The organism is Streptomyces sp. NPDC058145, from assembly GCF_042884245.1.
GTDB lineage: Bacteria > Actinomycetota > Actinomycetes > Streptomycetales > Streptomycetaceae > Streptomyces.
Map to the genome: position 1 here is coordinate 837,466 of NZ_JBHVUH010000001.1, position 13,582 is coordinate 851,047.

The following is a 13,582-nucleotide window of genomic DNA, read 5'->3' on the forward strand; positions in this document are numbered from 1 at the left end:
CCAGCCCCCACACACCCGCAGCCGCACACACTCTCAACAACCCCACCCCATAGGCGAAGGGCCCGGCTCCGAGTCACAGTGACTCGGAGCCGGGCCCGACATCCGGCTGACCGCCAAAGGCCTACGCCTCGAACACCTCACGCATCAGCTGCTCCTGCTCAGCCTGGTGACGCTTCGCGGAGCCCACCGCCGGGGACGAGCCGTGCGGACGCGAGATGCGCCGCAGCCGCTCGCCGGCCGGGATGTCCGCGCCGACCGCCAGATCCAGGTGGTCGATCAGGTTGAGCGCGATGAACGGCCAGGCGCCCTGGTTCGCCGGCTCCTCCTGCGTCCACAGGTACTTCTCGGCGTTCGGGTACTTGTTGACCTCCGCCTGGAGCTCCGCACCCGGCAGCGGGTACAGGCGCTCGATGCGGATGATCGCCGTGTCCGTGGCGCCGCGCTTCTTACGCTCGGCCTCCAGGTCGTAGTAGACCTTGCCGGTGCAGAAGACGACCTTGCGGACCGCCGCCGGGTCGGCCGTGCTGTCGCCGATGACCGGACGGAACTCGCCCGAGGTGAACTCCTCCGCCTTCGAGGCCGCCGCCTTCAGGCGCAGCATCGACTTCGGGGTGAAGACGACCAGCGGCTTGTGGTGCGGGTTGTGCACCTGCCACCGCAGGAGGTGGAAGTAGTTCGCCGGCGAGGTCGGCATCGCGACCGTCATGTTGTTCTGCGCGCAGAGCTGCAGGAACCGCTCCGGGCGGGCCGAGGAGTGGTCCGGGCCCTGGCCCTCGTAGCCGTGCGGCAGCAGCAGGGTGACGCCGGAGGTCTGGCCCCACTTCTGCTCGGCCGAGGAGATGAACTCGTCCACGACCGTCTGGGCGCCGTTGACGAAGTCGCCGAACTGGGCCTCCCACATCACCAGCGCGTCGGGACGGGCCAGCGAGTAGCCGTACTCGAAGCCCATCGCCGCGTACTCGGAGAGCAGCGAGTTGTAGACGTTCAGGCGGGCCTGGTCCTCGGAGAGGTACTGCAGCGGCGTGTACTCCTCGCCGGTGCTGCGGTCGATCAGGACCGCGTGGCGCTGGCCGAAGGTGCCGCGCTGGGAGTCCTGGCCCGCGAGGCGGACCGGGGTGCCCTCCAGCAGCAGCGAGCCGACGGCGAGCGTCTCGCCCATGCCCCAGTCGATGGTGCCGTCCTCGACCATCGCCGCCCGGCGCTGCAGCTGCGGCTGCAGACGCGGGTGCACGGTGATGTGGTCGGGGACGTTGACCTGGGACTCGGCGATCCGCTTCACGACCTCCGAGGAGATCGCGGTCGGGACCGCGACCGGGAAGCCGTCCTGCGGCGCCTGGACGTCACCGGCGGCCGGCTGCGAGGTGGCCTCGCGGACCTCGGTGAAGACCTTCTCGAGCTGGCCCTGGTAGTCCTGCAGCGCCTGCTCGGCCTCCTCCAGGGTGATGTCGCCGCGACCGATCAGGGACTCGGTGTAGAGCTTGCGCACCGAGCGCTTCTTGTCGATCAGGTCGTACATCAGCGGCTGGGTGAAGGCCGGGTTGTCCGACTCGTTGTGACCGCGGCGGCGGTAGCAGATGAGGTCGATCACCACGTCCTTGTTGAACGCCTGGCGGAACTCGAAGGCGAGCCGCGCCACGCGCACGACGGCCTCCGGGTCGTCGCCGTTCACGTGGAAGATCGGGGCCTCGATCATGCGGGCCACGTCCGTCGCGTACATGGAGGAACGCGAGGACTCGGGGGCCGCGGTGAAGCCGACCTGGTTGTTGATGACGATGTGGACCGTGCCGCCGGTGCGGTAGCCGCGCAGCTGCGACATGTTCAGGGTCTCGGCCACCACGCCCTGGCCCGCGAAGGCCGCGTCGCCGTGGATCGCCACCGGCAGAACGGTGAAGTCCGTGCCGCCCTTGTTGATGATGTCCTGCTTGGCGCGGGAGACGCCCTCCAGGACCGGGTCGACGGCCTCCAGGTGCGAGGGGTTCGCGACCAGCGACACCTTGATCTGCTCGCCGTCCAGGCCGGTGAAGGTGCCCTCGGCGCCCAGGTGGTACTTCACGTCGCCGGAGCCGTGCATCGACTTCGGGTCGAGGTTGCCCTCGAACTCGCGGAAGATCTGCGCGTACGACTTGCCGACGATGTTGGCGAGGACGTTCAGGCGGCCGCGGTGGGCCATGCCGATGACGACCTCGTCCAGGCGGGACTCGGCCGCCGAGTCGATGACCGCGTCCAGCAGCGGGATGACGGACTCGCCGCCCTCCAGCGAGAAGCGCTTCTGGCCGACGTACTTCGTCTGCAGGAACGTCTCGAAGGCCTCCGCCGCGTTCAGCCGGCGCAGGATGCGAAGCTGCTCCTCGCGCTCCGGCTTGGAGTGCGGGCGCTCGACGCGGTCCTGGATCCACTTGCGCTGCTTGGGGTCCTGGATGTGCATGAACTCGATGCCGGTGGTGCGGCAGTACGAGTCGCGCAGCACGCCGAGGATGTCGCGCAGCTTCATCATCGACTTGCCGGCGAAGCCGCCGACGGCGAACTCGCGCTCCAGGTCCCACAGGGTGAGGCCGTGCTCGGTGATGTCCAGGTCGGGGTGCTTGCGCTGCTGGTACTCCAGCGGGTCGGTGTCGGCCATGACGTGGCCGCGGACCCGGTAGGAGTGGATCAGCTCGAAGACCCGGGCGGCCTTGGTGACGTCGTCGTCGTGCGAGGCGTCGATGTCCTTGAGCCAGCGGACCGGCTCGTAGGGGATGCGCAGCGCCTCGAAGATGCCGTCGTAGAAGCCGTTCTCGCCGAGCAGCAGGTTCGCGACCTGGCGGAGGAACTCGCCGGAGGCGGCGCCCTGGATCACCCGGTGGTCGTAGGTCGACGTGAGCGTCATGACCTTCGAGATGCCGAGCTTGTTGAGCGTGTCCTGGCTGGTGCCCTGGAACTCGGCCGGGTAGTCCATGGAGCCGACGCCCATGATCACGGACTGGCCGGGCATCAGACGCGGCACGGAGTGCACGGTGCCGAGACCACCGGGGTTGGTCAGCGAGACCGTCACGCCGGTGAAGTCGTCCATCGTCAGCTTGCCGTCACGGGCGCGGCGGACGATGTCCTCGTAGGCCTGCCAGAACTCGAAGAAGTTCAGCGTCTCGGCCTTCTTGATGGCGGCCACGACGAGCTGGCGGTCGCCGTTGGGCTTCACCAGGTCGATGGCCAGGCCGAGGTTGACGTGCGGCGGCTTGACGAGGGTCGGCTTGCCGTCCTTCTCGCCGAACGCGTAGTTCATCGACGGCATGGCCTTGATGGCCTGCACCATCGCGAAGCCGATCAGGTGCGTGAAGGAGATCTTCCCGCCCCGGGCGCGCTTCAGGTGGTTGTTGATGACGATCCGGTTGTCGAACAGCAGCTTCACCGGGACCGCGCGGACCGAGGTGGCCGTCGGCAGCTCCAGCGAGGCGTTCATGTTCTTCACGACGGCGGCGGACGGACCGCGCAGCGTCACGTACTCCGGGCCCTCGGGGGCCTCCGCGGCCGGGGCGGCCTTGGGCTTGGGCTGGGCCGGCGCCTGTGCGGGCGTCGCCGGCCTGGCCGGAGCGGGGGCCGGCGCCTTCGCCGCGGGGGCGGCCGCGGGAGCCGGAGCGGCGGCCGGGGCCGCGGCGGGCTTCGGAGCGGCCGCCGGCGCCGGTGCGGGAGCGGCCTGGGCCGGAGCGGCCGGCTGGGCCTGGGGAGCCGGAGTGGTGGTCCCTGCGGCCCCCGCGGCCGCAGTACCCGCCGGAGCCGACGCGGCAGGCGCGCCCGGCTTGTAGTCGGCGAAGAAGTCCCACCAGGCACGGTCTACCGAATTCGGGTCCTGGAGGTACTGCTGATAGATCTCGTCGACGAGCCACTCGTTGGGACCGAACGCGGCAGCGGGGTTGTTCCCCGCTTGGTCGGTGTCGGTCGAGATGCTCGAGTTACTGGGGGACTGTGGCGACACGGCGGCAACCGCCCTCTTCCGCTTCACAAGGTGATGGACAGCGGGAATCAAGGCTACGCCTCCAAGACCGTGAAGGTCAGGTCGGGCCCGTCCAACGTCGCGTAAGTCACATCAGAAATCTTGTTTCAGGGCTTGATATGGCGGGAAACAAGTGTGGTTCCGGATGCGTGAGTGGATGTGCGGGATCGCCGGGCGGGGCCCTGCGCCGCTCGCCGGCACGCGTCTTCGGGGCCCGCCCCTGATCACACGTGTCCGGCAGCGCGGACGCTCGTGGATCTTGAGGTTCCGATTCGGACCCTACGTCAACTTCGGACGGAAGTCTCTCCCGGAAGAGTGACGATGATCCGGCAGCCCCGCTCGGATTCGGCCACACCGATCCGGCCGCCGTGCAGATCGACGGCCCACCGGGCGATCGCCAGGCCGAGGCCCGTGCCGCCGTCGCTGCCCGGACCGTGCGGCCGGGTCATCGCGCCGCGGTTGAACCGCTCGAACACGCGGTGCCACTCCGACCGCGGGATGCCCGGGCCCTCGTCCAGGATCTCCAGCTCCAGCGAGTCCGGCTGCGCCCCGCGCCGCGCCTTCACGGTCACCCGCCCGTGCGCCGGGCTGTGCTTGACCGCGTTGTCGATCAGATTGGCGACCACCTGGTGGATGCGCTCGGGGTCCGCGTGCGCGGTCAGCTCCGGCGGGGAGACGTCGAGGTGCAGATGTACGTCCGTCCGGGTGTGGCTGCCGGAGCCCGAGGCGATGCCCGCGCGCGCGGAGGCGACCATGTTGGCCTCCTTCAGCACGCCCGACAGGTACGGCCACACCTCGAAGCGCCGCATCTTCAGCGGTACGACGCCGTTGTCCAGCCGGGAGAGGTCCAGCAGGGTCTCCACGAGCCGGCCGAGCCGCTCGGTCTGCTTCAGGGCCGTCCGCATGGTCTCCGGATCGGCCTCGGTGACCCCGTCGACGATGTTCTCCAGCACCGCGCGCAGGCCCGCGATCGGGGTGCGCAGCTCGTGCGAGACGTTCGCCACCAGCTCCTTGCGCTGGCGGTCCTGGGCCTCCAGCTCGTCCGCCATGACGTTGATCGTCACGGCGAGGTCGCCCAGCTCGTCCCGGCGGCCCTCACTCACCCGGCGGGTGTAGTCGCCCTGCGCGATCGAGCGGGCGACCGTGTTCATCTCGTCCAGCGGAGCGGTGAGCGAATGGGCCACGAACTGCGTTATCAGCAGTGTGGCGATCATCGAGAAGACCGTGATGAAGCGCAGCTCCGTCTTGGTGTGCACCGCGATCATCGACAGACCGGTGGTGATCAGCACCGAGATGACGACCAGCGCGCCCAGCTTGGTCTTGATCGAGAAGGGGCGTACGCCGCCCCAGGGCTCCTCCGTCCCGGGGCTCCTCCGTGCGGCCTCCCGCCCTTCGCTCATGGCGTCGGGGTCTCCAGCGCGTATCCGACTCCGTGCACCGTGCGGATCCGCTCGGCGCCGATCTTCCGGCGCAGCGCCTTGATGTGGCTGTCCACGGTCCGGGTGCCGGAGGCGTCCGCCCAGTCCCACACCTCGGCCAGCAGCTGCTCCCGGGAGAGCACCGCGCGCGGGGTGTTCGCCAGGCACACCAGCAGGTCGAACTCGGTGGGCGTGAGGTGGACGTCCTCGGACCGCACCCGTACCCGGCGCTGCGCGTGGTCGATCTCCAGCTCGCCGAGCCGCAGGATGCCGGAGCGGGGCGTGGAGGCGGCGACGGCCGCCCGCTCCACCCGCCGCAGCAGGACGTGCACCCGCGCGGCCAGCTCCCGCATCGAGAACGGCTTGGTCATGTAGTCGTCGGCGCCGACCCCGAGCCCGACCAGCATGTCGGTCTCGTCGTCGCGCGCGGTGAGCATCAGCACCGGCACCGGGCGCTGGGCCTGCACGCGGCGGCAGACCTCCAGGCCGTCGAAGCCGGGCAGCATGATGTCGAGGATCAGCAGGTCGGGCTGCCAGGCCTCGGCCGTGTCCACCGCGGCCGGCCCGTCGGCCGCGGTCTGCACGAGGAATCCCTCCGCGCGAAGCCGGGCCGCGATGGCGTCGACGATCGTGGGATCGTCCTCGACCACCAGCACCCGGCGCTGTGCGCCGGGGGTGGTCGTGGCCGCGCCGGTCTGGGAGGTGTGTGTCTGCTCCATCGCCCGCCCCTGTTGCTTTCCGGAATCAGTGGGGTGATCCCATGACTGCGATTGACGCTTGAATGATCCGCGTCAGGGCAGCACATTACGGGGACAGGCCGCGCCGTCGCTATCCAGGGCGGACGGCGAGGTGTACGGCGTCCGGAACGCCCCGGGCAACGGGGACCTCTTCGGTACGCACCTGACGGAACCCGGCATTCCGCAAGGTTCCTTCAAATTCCGGAGAGGGCTCGGCCGACCATACTGCAAACACCCCGTCCGGCTTCAACACCCGTGCGCACGCGGCGAGTCCGGCCGGGGAGTAGAGACCGCCGTTGTCCTCGGTGACGGTCCAGCCCGGCCCGTTGTCGATGTCGAGGCACAGGGCGTCGAACGTGTCCGATGTCTCCTTGAGGTAAGTGAGGAGATCCGCCTCGACGATCCGGGTGCGCGGATCGGCGAGCGCCTCGGCGGACAACTCCGCCAAGGGTCCGTCGCGATGCCAGTCGATGACGGCGGGCTCCCGTTCGGCGACCGTGATCCGCCCCCACCGTCCGTCGGCCGCGGCGTGCGCGAGCGAGAATCCCACGCCCAGCCCGCCGATGAGTACCTCGGGCGCCGCGCGCCCGTCCAGCGCGTCGTACGCGGCGTCCACCAGCAGCCGCTCCGAGCGGCCGTCGGAGGTGTCCATCAGGAAGCAGCCGTTGGCGATGATCTGCAGCAGCGCGCCGTGCCTGCGCAGCACCACCTCGCCGTAAGGGCCTTCGCGTCGGTCCAGGACCACGGGGGAGTCATGCACGGCAGTCATGCGCCCATCCTGCTCTGATCGGGCGTCAGGGGCACCCCGATTCTGGTGATCGCTCACAGCGAACAGCGAGCCGGGAACAACAGCGAGGCGTCGGACATTGAGTCGGCATAGCTCAAGTTGACTGCCTAAGGGGAGATCATGGCTGCTGAGTCCACGGCGTTCACGCTCGTACTGCCGGTGCTGCCGCTCGACGACGAGGTCGTGCTGCCCGGCATGGTGGTCCCGCTGGACCTGAGCGACGCCGAGGTGCGGGCCGCGGTGGAGGCGGCGCAGGCCGCCGCCCGTTCGGAGCCCGGCAAGCCCAGGGTCCTGCTGGTGCCGCGCGTCGACGGCACGTATGCCAGGACAGGTGTGCTCGGTACCGTCGAGCAGGTCGGCCGGCTGGCCGACGGCGACCCGGGCGCGCTGATCCGGGGCCGCGGCAGGGTGCGCATCGGTGCCGGTACGACGGGCCCGGGCGCGGCCCTGTGGGTGGAGGGTGCGCGGATCGACGAGACCGTGCCGGAACCCCTGCCCGGCCAGGTCGCCGACCTGGTCAAGGAGTACAAGGCCCTGGCCACCGCGTGGCTGCGCAAGCGCGGCGCCTGGCAGGTCGTGGACCGGGTCCAGGCCATCGACGACGTCTCCGCGCTCGCCGACAACTCCGGGTACTCGCCCTTCCTGACCATCGAGCAGAAGGTCGAGCTGCTGGAGACCTCCGATCCGGTGGCCCGGCTGAAGCTCGCCACCCAGCAACTGCGCGACCACCTCGCCGAGCAGGACGTGGCCGAGACCATCGCCAAGGACGTCCAGGAGGGTGTCGACAAGCAGCAGCGCGAGTTCCTGCTCCGCCGCCAGCTCGAGGCCGTCCGCAAGGAGCTGCGCGAGCTGAACGGCGAGAGCGACGGCGAGGAGTCGGACGACTACCGCGCCCGCGTCGAGGCCGCCGACCTGCCGGAGAAGGTCCGCGAGGCCGCCCTGAAGGAGGTCGACAAGCTGGAGCGGTCCAGCGACCAGTCGCCCGAGGGCTCGTGGATCAGGACCTGGCTGGACACGGTCCTGGAGATGCCGTGGAACGAGCGCACCGAGGACGCCTACGACATCCAGGGTGCCAAGGCCGTGCTCGACGCCGAGCACGCGGGGCTCGAGGACGTCAAGGAACGCATCACCGAGTACCTGGCCGTGCGCAAGCGGCGCGGTGAGCGCGGCCTGGGCGTGATCGGCGGGCGGCGCGGGGGTGCCGTGCTGGCGCTCGTGGGCCCGCCCGGCGTCGGCAAGACCAGCCTCGGCGAGTCCGTCGCGCACGCCATGGGACGGAAGTTCGTCCGGGTCGCCCTCGGCGGCGTACGCGACGAGGCCGAGGTCCGCGGTCACCGGCGCACGTACGTCGGCGCGCTGCCCGGCCGGATCGTCCGGGCCGTCAAGGAGGCCGGGTCCATGAACCCGGTGGTGCTGCTCGACGAGATCGACAAGGTGGGCTCCGACTTCCGGGGCGACCCGGCGGCGGCCCTGCTGGAGGTCCTCGACCCCGCGCAGAACCACACCTTCCGGGACCACTACCTGGAGGTCGAACTCGACCTGTCCGACGTGGTCTTCCTCGCCACCGCGAACGTCCTGGAGGCCATCCCGGAGGCGCTCGCGGACCGTATGGAGATCGTCCGCCTGGACGGCTACACCGAGGACGAGAAGGTCGTCATCGCCCGTGACCACCTGCTCCCGCGCCAGCTGGAGCGGGCCGGCCTGGACCGGGACGAGGTCACGATCGACGAGAGCGCGCTGCGCAGGCTCGCCGGTGAGTACACCCGCGAGGCGGGCGTGCGGACCCTCGAGCGGTCCCTCGCCCGGCTGCTGCGCAAGGTCGCGGCCCAGCACGAACTCGGCGAGCGCGAGCTGCCGTACACCGTCCGGGACGAGGACCTGCGCGCGCTGATCGGGCGCCCGCACCACGTGCCCGAGTCCGCCCAGGACCCGGCCGAGCGCCGTACCTCCGTCCCGGGCGTGGCGACCGGCCTCGCGGTCACCGGCGCCGGCGGGGACGTGCTCTTCGTGGAGGCGTCCCTCGCCGACCCGGAGACCGGCGCGGCCGGGCTGGCCCTGACCGGTCAGCTGGGCGACGTGATGAAGGAGTCGGCGCAGATCGCGCTGAGCTTCCTGCGCAGCCACGGCGCCGAACTGGAGCTGCCGGTGGGCGACCTGAAGGACCGGGGTGTGCACATCCACTTCCCGGCGGGCGCGGTCCCGAAGGACGGGCCGAGCGCGGGCATCACCATGACCACCGCCCTCGCGTCCCTGCTCTCAGGCCGGCTGGTCCGCACCGACGTGGCGATGACCGGCGAGGTCTCGCTGACCGGCCGGGTGCTGCCCATCGGCGGGGTGAAGCAGAAGCTGCTCGCCGCCCATCGCGCCGGGGTGACCACCGTGATCATCCCCAAGCGCAACCAGCCCGACCTGGACGACGTCCCGGCCGAGGTGCTGGACAGGCTCGACGTCCACACCGTGACCGACGTCCGCCAGGTCCTGGAGCTGGCCCTCGCGCCCGCCGCGAACGGCGCGGAGCCGGAGGTTCCGGTGGCGGCGTGACGGACGCCCCCGGATGAGGGAGGGCCCGGGCCCCGCAGGGGGCCCGGGCCCTCACCGCGCCCGGAGGCGGGGCGGCGCCGTCTCAGCCCGATGCGAGCGACTGCTCCGCCCACACGGTCTTGCCCACCCTGTCGTGCCGGGTGCCCCAGCGTTCGGAGAGCTGGGCGACCAGCAGCAGGCCCCGGCCCCCCTCGTCGTAGATCCGGGCGCGCCGCATGTGCGGGGTGGAGCCGCTGGCGTCGTAGACCTCGCAGATCAGGGTGGAGTCATGGTGGATCAGCCGCAGCCGGATGGGCGGCCGGCCGTAGCGGATGGCGTTGGTGACCAGCTCGCTGACCATCAGCTCGGTGGTGAAGACGGCCTCCTCCAGCCGCCATGCGGAGAGCTGGTCGCTCGCGTACCTGCGGGCCTGGGCCACCACCGTGGGATCGCTCGTCAGCTCCCAGGAGGCCACCCGGTCGGTGTGCAGCGCCCGGGTGCGGGCGACGAGCAGGGCCACGTCGTCGTCGGGGTGGTGGCTGAGCAGTTCGGTCAGGACCCGGTCGCAGACCGCGTCCAGCGTCGGCGCGGGCCGGACGAGAGCGTCGAACATCTTGTCCAGCGCCTCGTCGATGTCGTGGTCGCGGGCCTCGAGCAGTCCGTCGGTGTAGAGGGCGAGCAGGCTGCCCTCGGGCAGCTCGGTCTCCAGGGCCTCGAAGGGCAGCCCGCCGAGGCCGAGCGGCGGACCGGCGGGCACGTCGAGAAAGCGGACGGCGCCGTCCGGGGTGACCACGGCGGGCGGGGGGTGACCGGCCCGGGCGAGGGTGCAGTGGCGCGAGACCGGGTCGTAGACCGCGTACAGACACGTGGTCCCGATGCCTCCCGCCGTCTCGGCGGCCGGGGCCGCGCTGCCCTCGTCCGCGGCCAGACGCAGCACGAGGTCGTCGAGATGGGTGAGCAGTTCGTCCGCCGGGAGGTCGACGTCGGCCAGGGTGCGCACCGCCGTGCGCAGCCGGCCCATGGTGGCGGAGGCACGCATCCCGTGGCCGACGACGTCGCCGACGACCAGGGCGACCCGTGCCCCGGACAGCGGGATCACGTCGAACCAGTCACCGCCCACCCCGGCCCGGGTGGCGGCGGGCAGATAGTGGCCGGCGATGTCCAGTGCCGCCTGGCCGGGCAGCGTGTGCGGCAGCAGGGTGCGCTGCACGGCCATGGTGGTGATGTGTGTCCGGGAGTACCGCCGCTCGTTGTGCAGGCCGGTGGCCGCCCGGGCGGTCAGCTCCTCGGCGAGCCGCAGATCCTCGGGGCCGAACGGCTCCGTGCGCCGGTCGCGGCCGAAGAGGGCGACGCCGAGCGTGCTGCCCTCGGCGAGCAGCGGCACCACGATCAGCGAGTGCGTGTCGGACGCGCTCAGCCACGCGGCGCCCGGGTCCACAGCCGCCCACCCCGAGATCACCGGGTCCGAGGCGTCGTGCAGGACGGACCGGCCGGTGGTCAGGGACTCGGCGGGAGGCGACCCCGGCTCGTAGGCGACCGTCCCGCCCACCCCGGGCCCGGCCCGGGGCCCGCCGTTGTCGGACTCGGCCCGCACCGCGGCGCGGCGCAGGACCACCGGCCGGGTGCCGGTGCCGGACGTGTCCTCCGGCCCGCCGGAGCCGCGCGGGGAGTCGAACAGGTCCACGGCCATGAAGTCCGCGAGCCGGGGGACCGTGGCGTCGGCCAGTTCCCGCGCGGTGCGCTCGAGGCCGGGGGCGAGGGGATCGTGCGCGGCGGTCTCGTCCGGGGCGCGCTGCCGGGCCGCGGGGTCGGGGGCGTGCCGGTGGGTCGCGAGACAGACGGCGCGCACCGCGCCGGTCCCGTCCTTGAGCGGGGTGAGGACGGTGGGCCGGTCCAGGTCGGGGCCGAGGACGGCCAGCACCTCGCGCGGCTCCCCGGTCTCCAGCACCTGGCGCATGGTCCGCTCGGCCTCGTCCCGCGTCGGCCCGGGCGCGATGTGCGTCAGCCGCAGCCCGCGCATCGCCGCCTCGGGCAGGGACAGCGCCCGTTCCAGACGGCGGTTGGCGCGCATCAGCCGCAGCTCGGTGTCGAAGATCGCCAGCGGGAAGGGGGACTGGATGAAGGTCCACTCCTCCAGCGGCTCACCGCGCGGCGGCTGCGGCCGGTCCGCCACGGCGGTGACCACGAGCCAGTCGGACTCCCCGGCCCGCGAGGTCCGGCGGTGGGCGAGCAGCCCCTGATCCAGCCGCCGGCCGTCCTGGTGCCGCAACGGAACCGTGCCGTGCCAGCGGTCCCGCCCGGCCAGGGTGCGCCGGACCGCCGGTCCGTCTCCGGTGGCGAGCAGCGCGGCGGCCGGCCGGCCGACGACCGCCGCGGCCTCGTGGCCGAGCAACCGGCGGGCACCCTCGCTCCAGCCGGTGAGGATGCCCTGCTCATCGATGGTGGCCGTGGCCGTGTACGTCGACTGTCGCTCCATCGCCGCTCATCTCGCCCTTGTCCGGCAGGCTCTCCCTGACCAGCATGATCCCGGGCGGCGCGGAGCACCAACGCAGCGAGACGGCGGCCGTCCGGGGGGACGGCCGCCGTCTCGGAACACGGGGAGAGGATCAGCCGTTGGCCAGCGCCTGCACCCGGTCCAGTGCGCCGTTGAACTTGTCGTGGTCCCCGACCGTCGGACCGGACGAGGTGTACTGCCACATCGTGTAGTACGACCATCCCGCCGGCAGCGTCCCCACGGTCGAGGCGTAGCGGGCGATCCACAGCGGGTTGTTGGCGGCGAAGCCGCCGTAGTTGCCGGTGCAGTCGGTCCACCAGCTCGTCGCCGTGTAGATCACGGCGTCCCGGCCGGTGCGCGCCTTGTAGGTGTTGAGGAAGTCGGCGATCCAGCTGACCATCCCGCCGGCGGTCTTGCCGTAGCAGGCGGCGCCGTACGGGTTCCACTCGATGTCGAGCACGCCGGGCAGGGTCTTGCCGTCCCGCGACCAGCCGCCGCCGTGGTCCACGAAGTAGTTGGCCTGGGTGGCGCCGCTCGTGGTGTCCGGGGTGGCGAAGTGGTAGGCGCCGCGGATCATGCCGACGTTGTACGAGCCGTTGTACTGCTGGGCGAAGTACGGGTTCGTGTAGTACGTGCCCTCCGTGGCCTTGGTGTAGGCCCAGCGGACCCCGCTGCTCCACAGGGTGGACCAGGCGACGTTGCCCTGGTAGCCGGAGACGTCGACACCCTCGGTCTGGGTGGCGTCACCGGTGCTGGGGGTGCCGTGCTGGCCGTCGTGGGCGGCCACCCCCATGCCCATGGACGCCGAGCCGCGGCTGGGGGTGGTCGCCGCCTGGGCGGAGGTGAGCGGAAGGGCGAGGCCGAGCGCCACGAGGAGGGCCGTGACGAGGACGGCGAGCGGGTGCGGACGGAGGGAACCAGGTCTGTGCACGGGCATGACGTGCCTCCGGGGGAGTGAGGTGGGGGGATCGTGGGGTGACCGCTGAACCACTGGCGTGGGCATGTCATCGGTTGCCTGATAAAGAAGCTACGCACGTAGATGACACCGTGGGAAGGGGATCCGGATGCTGCCGTTGGTCTAAGCCTGCGAAATACTTGAAGAGCTGCGGCTATGACGGCGGTTGGCAAAAACTTTCAGGACCGCGAAACCGGATCAGGGGTACTGACGTGCACGAGGACGCAAACGGCGACGGACGCCGTGTCACCGGACAGGTGACGCCCAGTGGTGCAGACCAGGAATTCCTGGCACTGGAACGTGAGTTGACCGTGCTACTCAGGCGGGCCCGGGCCAATCAGGGCGAGATGGCCCGCGAGGTCCATCCCGACCTGGAGTCCTCCGCGTACGGGCTGCTCATCCGCCTCGACGAGCTCGGCGGCCAGCGCGCCACCGAGCTCGCCGCCTACATCGGCGTCGGCAAGGCCACCATGTCCCGCCAGCTGCGCGCCCTGGAGGAACTGGGGCTGATCGCCCGCGCGCCCGACCCGGCCGACGGCCGCGCCTGGCTGGTCACCCTGACCGACGAGGGCCGCGGCCGCGTCGGCACGGTCCGCGAGGCCCGCCGCGCCCGCTACGTCAGCCAGCTCACCCACTGGGACCGCCGCGAGGTGGCGGAACTGGCGCGACTCCTTCACGAGCTGAACGGCGTCATGGAGCGCTGA

At 71.4% G+C, this 13,582-nt stretch carries 8 protein-coding genes; 2 read left to right on the forward strand and 6 right to left on the reverse strand.

Annotated elements, in window-relative coordinates:
- Window positions 1-121 precede the first annotated feature (121 nt).
- The 4 genes from ACFVVO_RS03910 to ACFVVO_RS03925 form a co-directional block, all read right to left on the reverse strand.
- Window positions 122-3,949: a multifunctional oxoglutarate decarboxylase/oxoglutarate dehydrogenase thiamine pyrophosphate-binding subunit/dihydrolipoyllysine-residue succinyltransferase subunit gene (locus ACFVVO_RS03910; RefSeq protein ID WP_390051415.1), complete on the reverse strand. Its 3,828-nt coding sequence runs from the start codon at window positions 3,947-3,949 to the stop codon at window positions 122-124.
- Between the two features lie 302 nt (window positions 3,950-4,251).
- Window positions 4,252-5,367, reverse strand: coding sequence for an ATP-binding protein (locus tag ACFVVO_RS03915; protein WP_390051417.1), 1,116 nt, complete (start codon window positions 5,365-5,367; stop codon window positions 4,252-4,254).
- A complete protein-coding gene (locus tag ACFVVO_RS03920; protein ID WP_351662751.1) occupies window positions 5,364-6,104 on the reverse strand; it encodes a response regulator transcription factor in 741 nt (246 codons plus the stop codon). The genes ACFVVO_RS03915 and ACFVVO_RS03920 overlap by 4 nt, the downstream gene beginning before the upstream one ends.
- 109 nt (window positions 6,105-6,213) lie before the next feature.
- Window positions 6,214-6,891 carry a spermidine synthase gene (locus ACFVVO_RS03925; protein WP_390051419.1) on the reverse strand — a complete coding sequence of 226 codons (678 nt, stop codon included), beginning with the start codon at window positions 6,889-6,891 and terminating at the stop codon, window positions 6,214-6,216.
- 138 nt (window positions 6,892-7,029) lie between these two features.
- Between ACFVVO_RS03925 and lon the strand changes: the two genes are divergently transcribed.
- Entirely contained in the window at window positions 7,030-9,450 is a 2,421-nt protein-coding gene (lon, locus tag ACFVVO_RS03930; protein ID WP_390051421.1) for an endopeptidase La, read from the forward strand.
- Between the two features lie 82 nt (window positions 9,451-9,532).
- Here the strand turns inward: lon and ACFVVO_RS03935 are convergent, their stop codons facing one another.
- Both ACFVVO_RS03935 and ACFVVO_RS03940 read right to left on the reverse strand, forming a co-directional pair.
- Window positions 9,533-11,905, reverse strand: a complete 2,373-nt coding sequence (locus ACFVVO_RS03935; protein ID WP_390051423.1) for a SpoIIE family protein phosphatase — start codon at window positions 11,903-11,905, stop codon at window positions 9,533-9,535.
- Window positions 11,906-12,035: 130 nt separating this feature from the next.
- The gene (locus tag ACFVVO_RS03940) at window positions 12,036-12,860 is read right to left on the reverse strand and encodes a lysozyme (protein WP_390051424.1); all 825 of its coding nucleotides are present in this window, start codon (window positions 12,858-12,860) and stop codon (window positions 12,036-12,038) included.
- Between the two features lie 230 nt (window positions 12,861-13,090).
- Between ACFVVO_RS03940 and ACFVVO_RS03945 the strand changes: the two genes are divergently transcribed.
- Window positions 13,091-13,582, forward strand: a complete 492-nt coding sequence (locus ACFVVO_RS03945) for a MarR family winged helix-turn-helix transcriptional regulator (protein WP_390051425.1) — start codon at window positions 13,091-13,093, stop codon at window positions 13,580-13,582.

Coding starts and splice junctions, on each gene's coding strand:
- ACFVVO_RS03920 (WP_351662751.1), bottom strand. CDS start 6,104: ATGGAGCAGACACACACCTCCCAGACCGGCGCGGCCACGACCACCCCC.
- ACFVVO_RS03935 (WP_390051423.1), bottom strand. CDS start 11,905: ATGGAGCGACAGTCGACGTACACGGCCACGGCCACCATCGATGAGCAG.
- lon (WP_390051421.1), top strand. CDS start 7,030: ATGGCTGCTGAGTCCACGGCGTTCACGCTCGTACTGCCGGTGCTGCCG.
- ACFVVO_RS03915 (WP_390051417.1), bottom strand. CDS start 5,367: ATGAGCGAAGGGCGGGAGGCCGCACGGAGGAGCCCCGGGACGGAGGAG.
- ACFVVO_RS03925 (WP_390051419.1), bottom strand. CDS start 6,891: ATGACTGCCGTGCATGACTCCCCCGTGGTCCTGGACCGACGCGAAGGC.
- ACFVVO_RS03940 (WP_390051424.1), bottom strand. CDS start 12,860: ATGCCCGTGCACAGACCTGGTTCCCTCCGTCCGCACCCGCTCGCCGTC.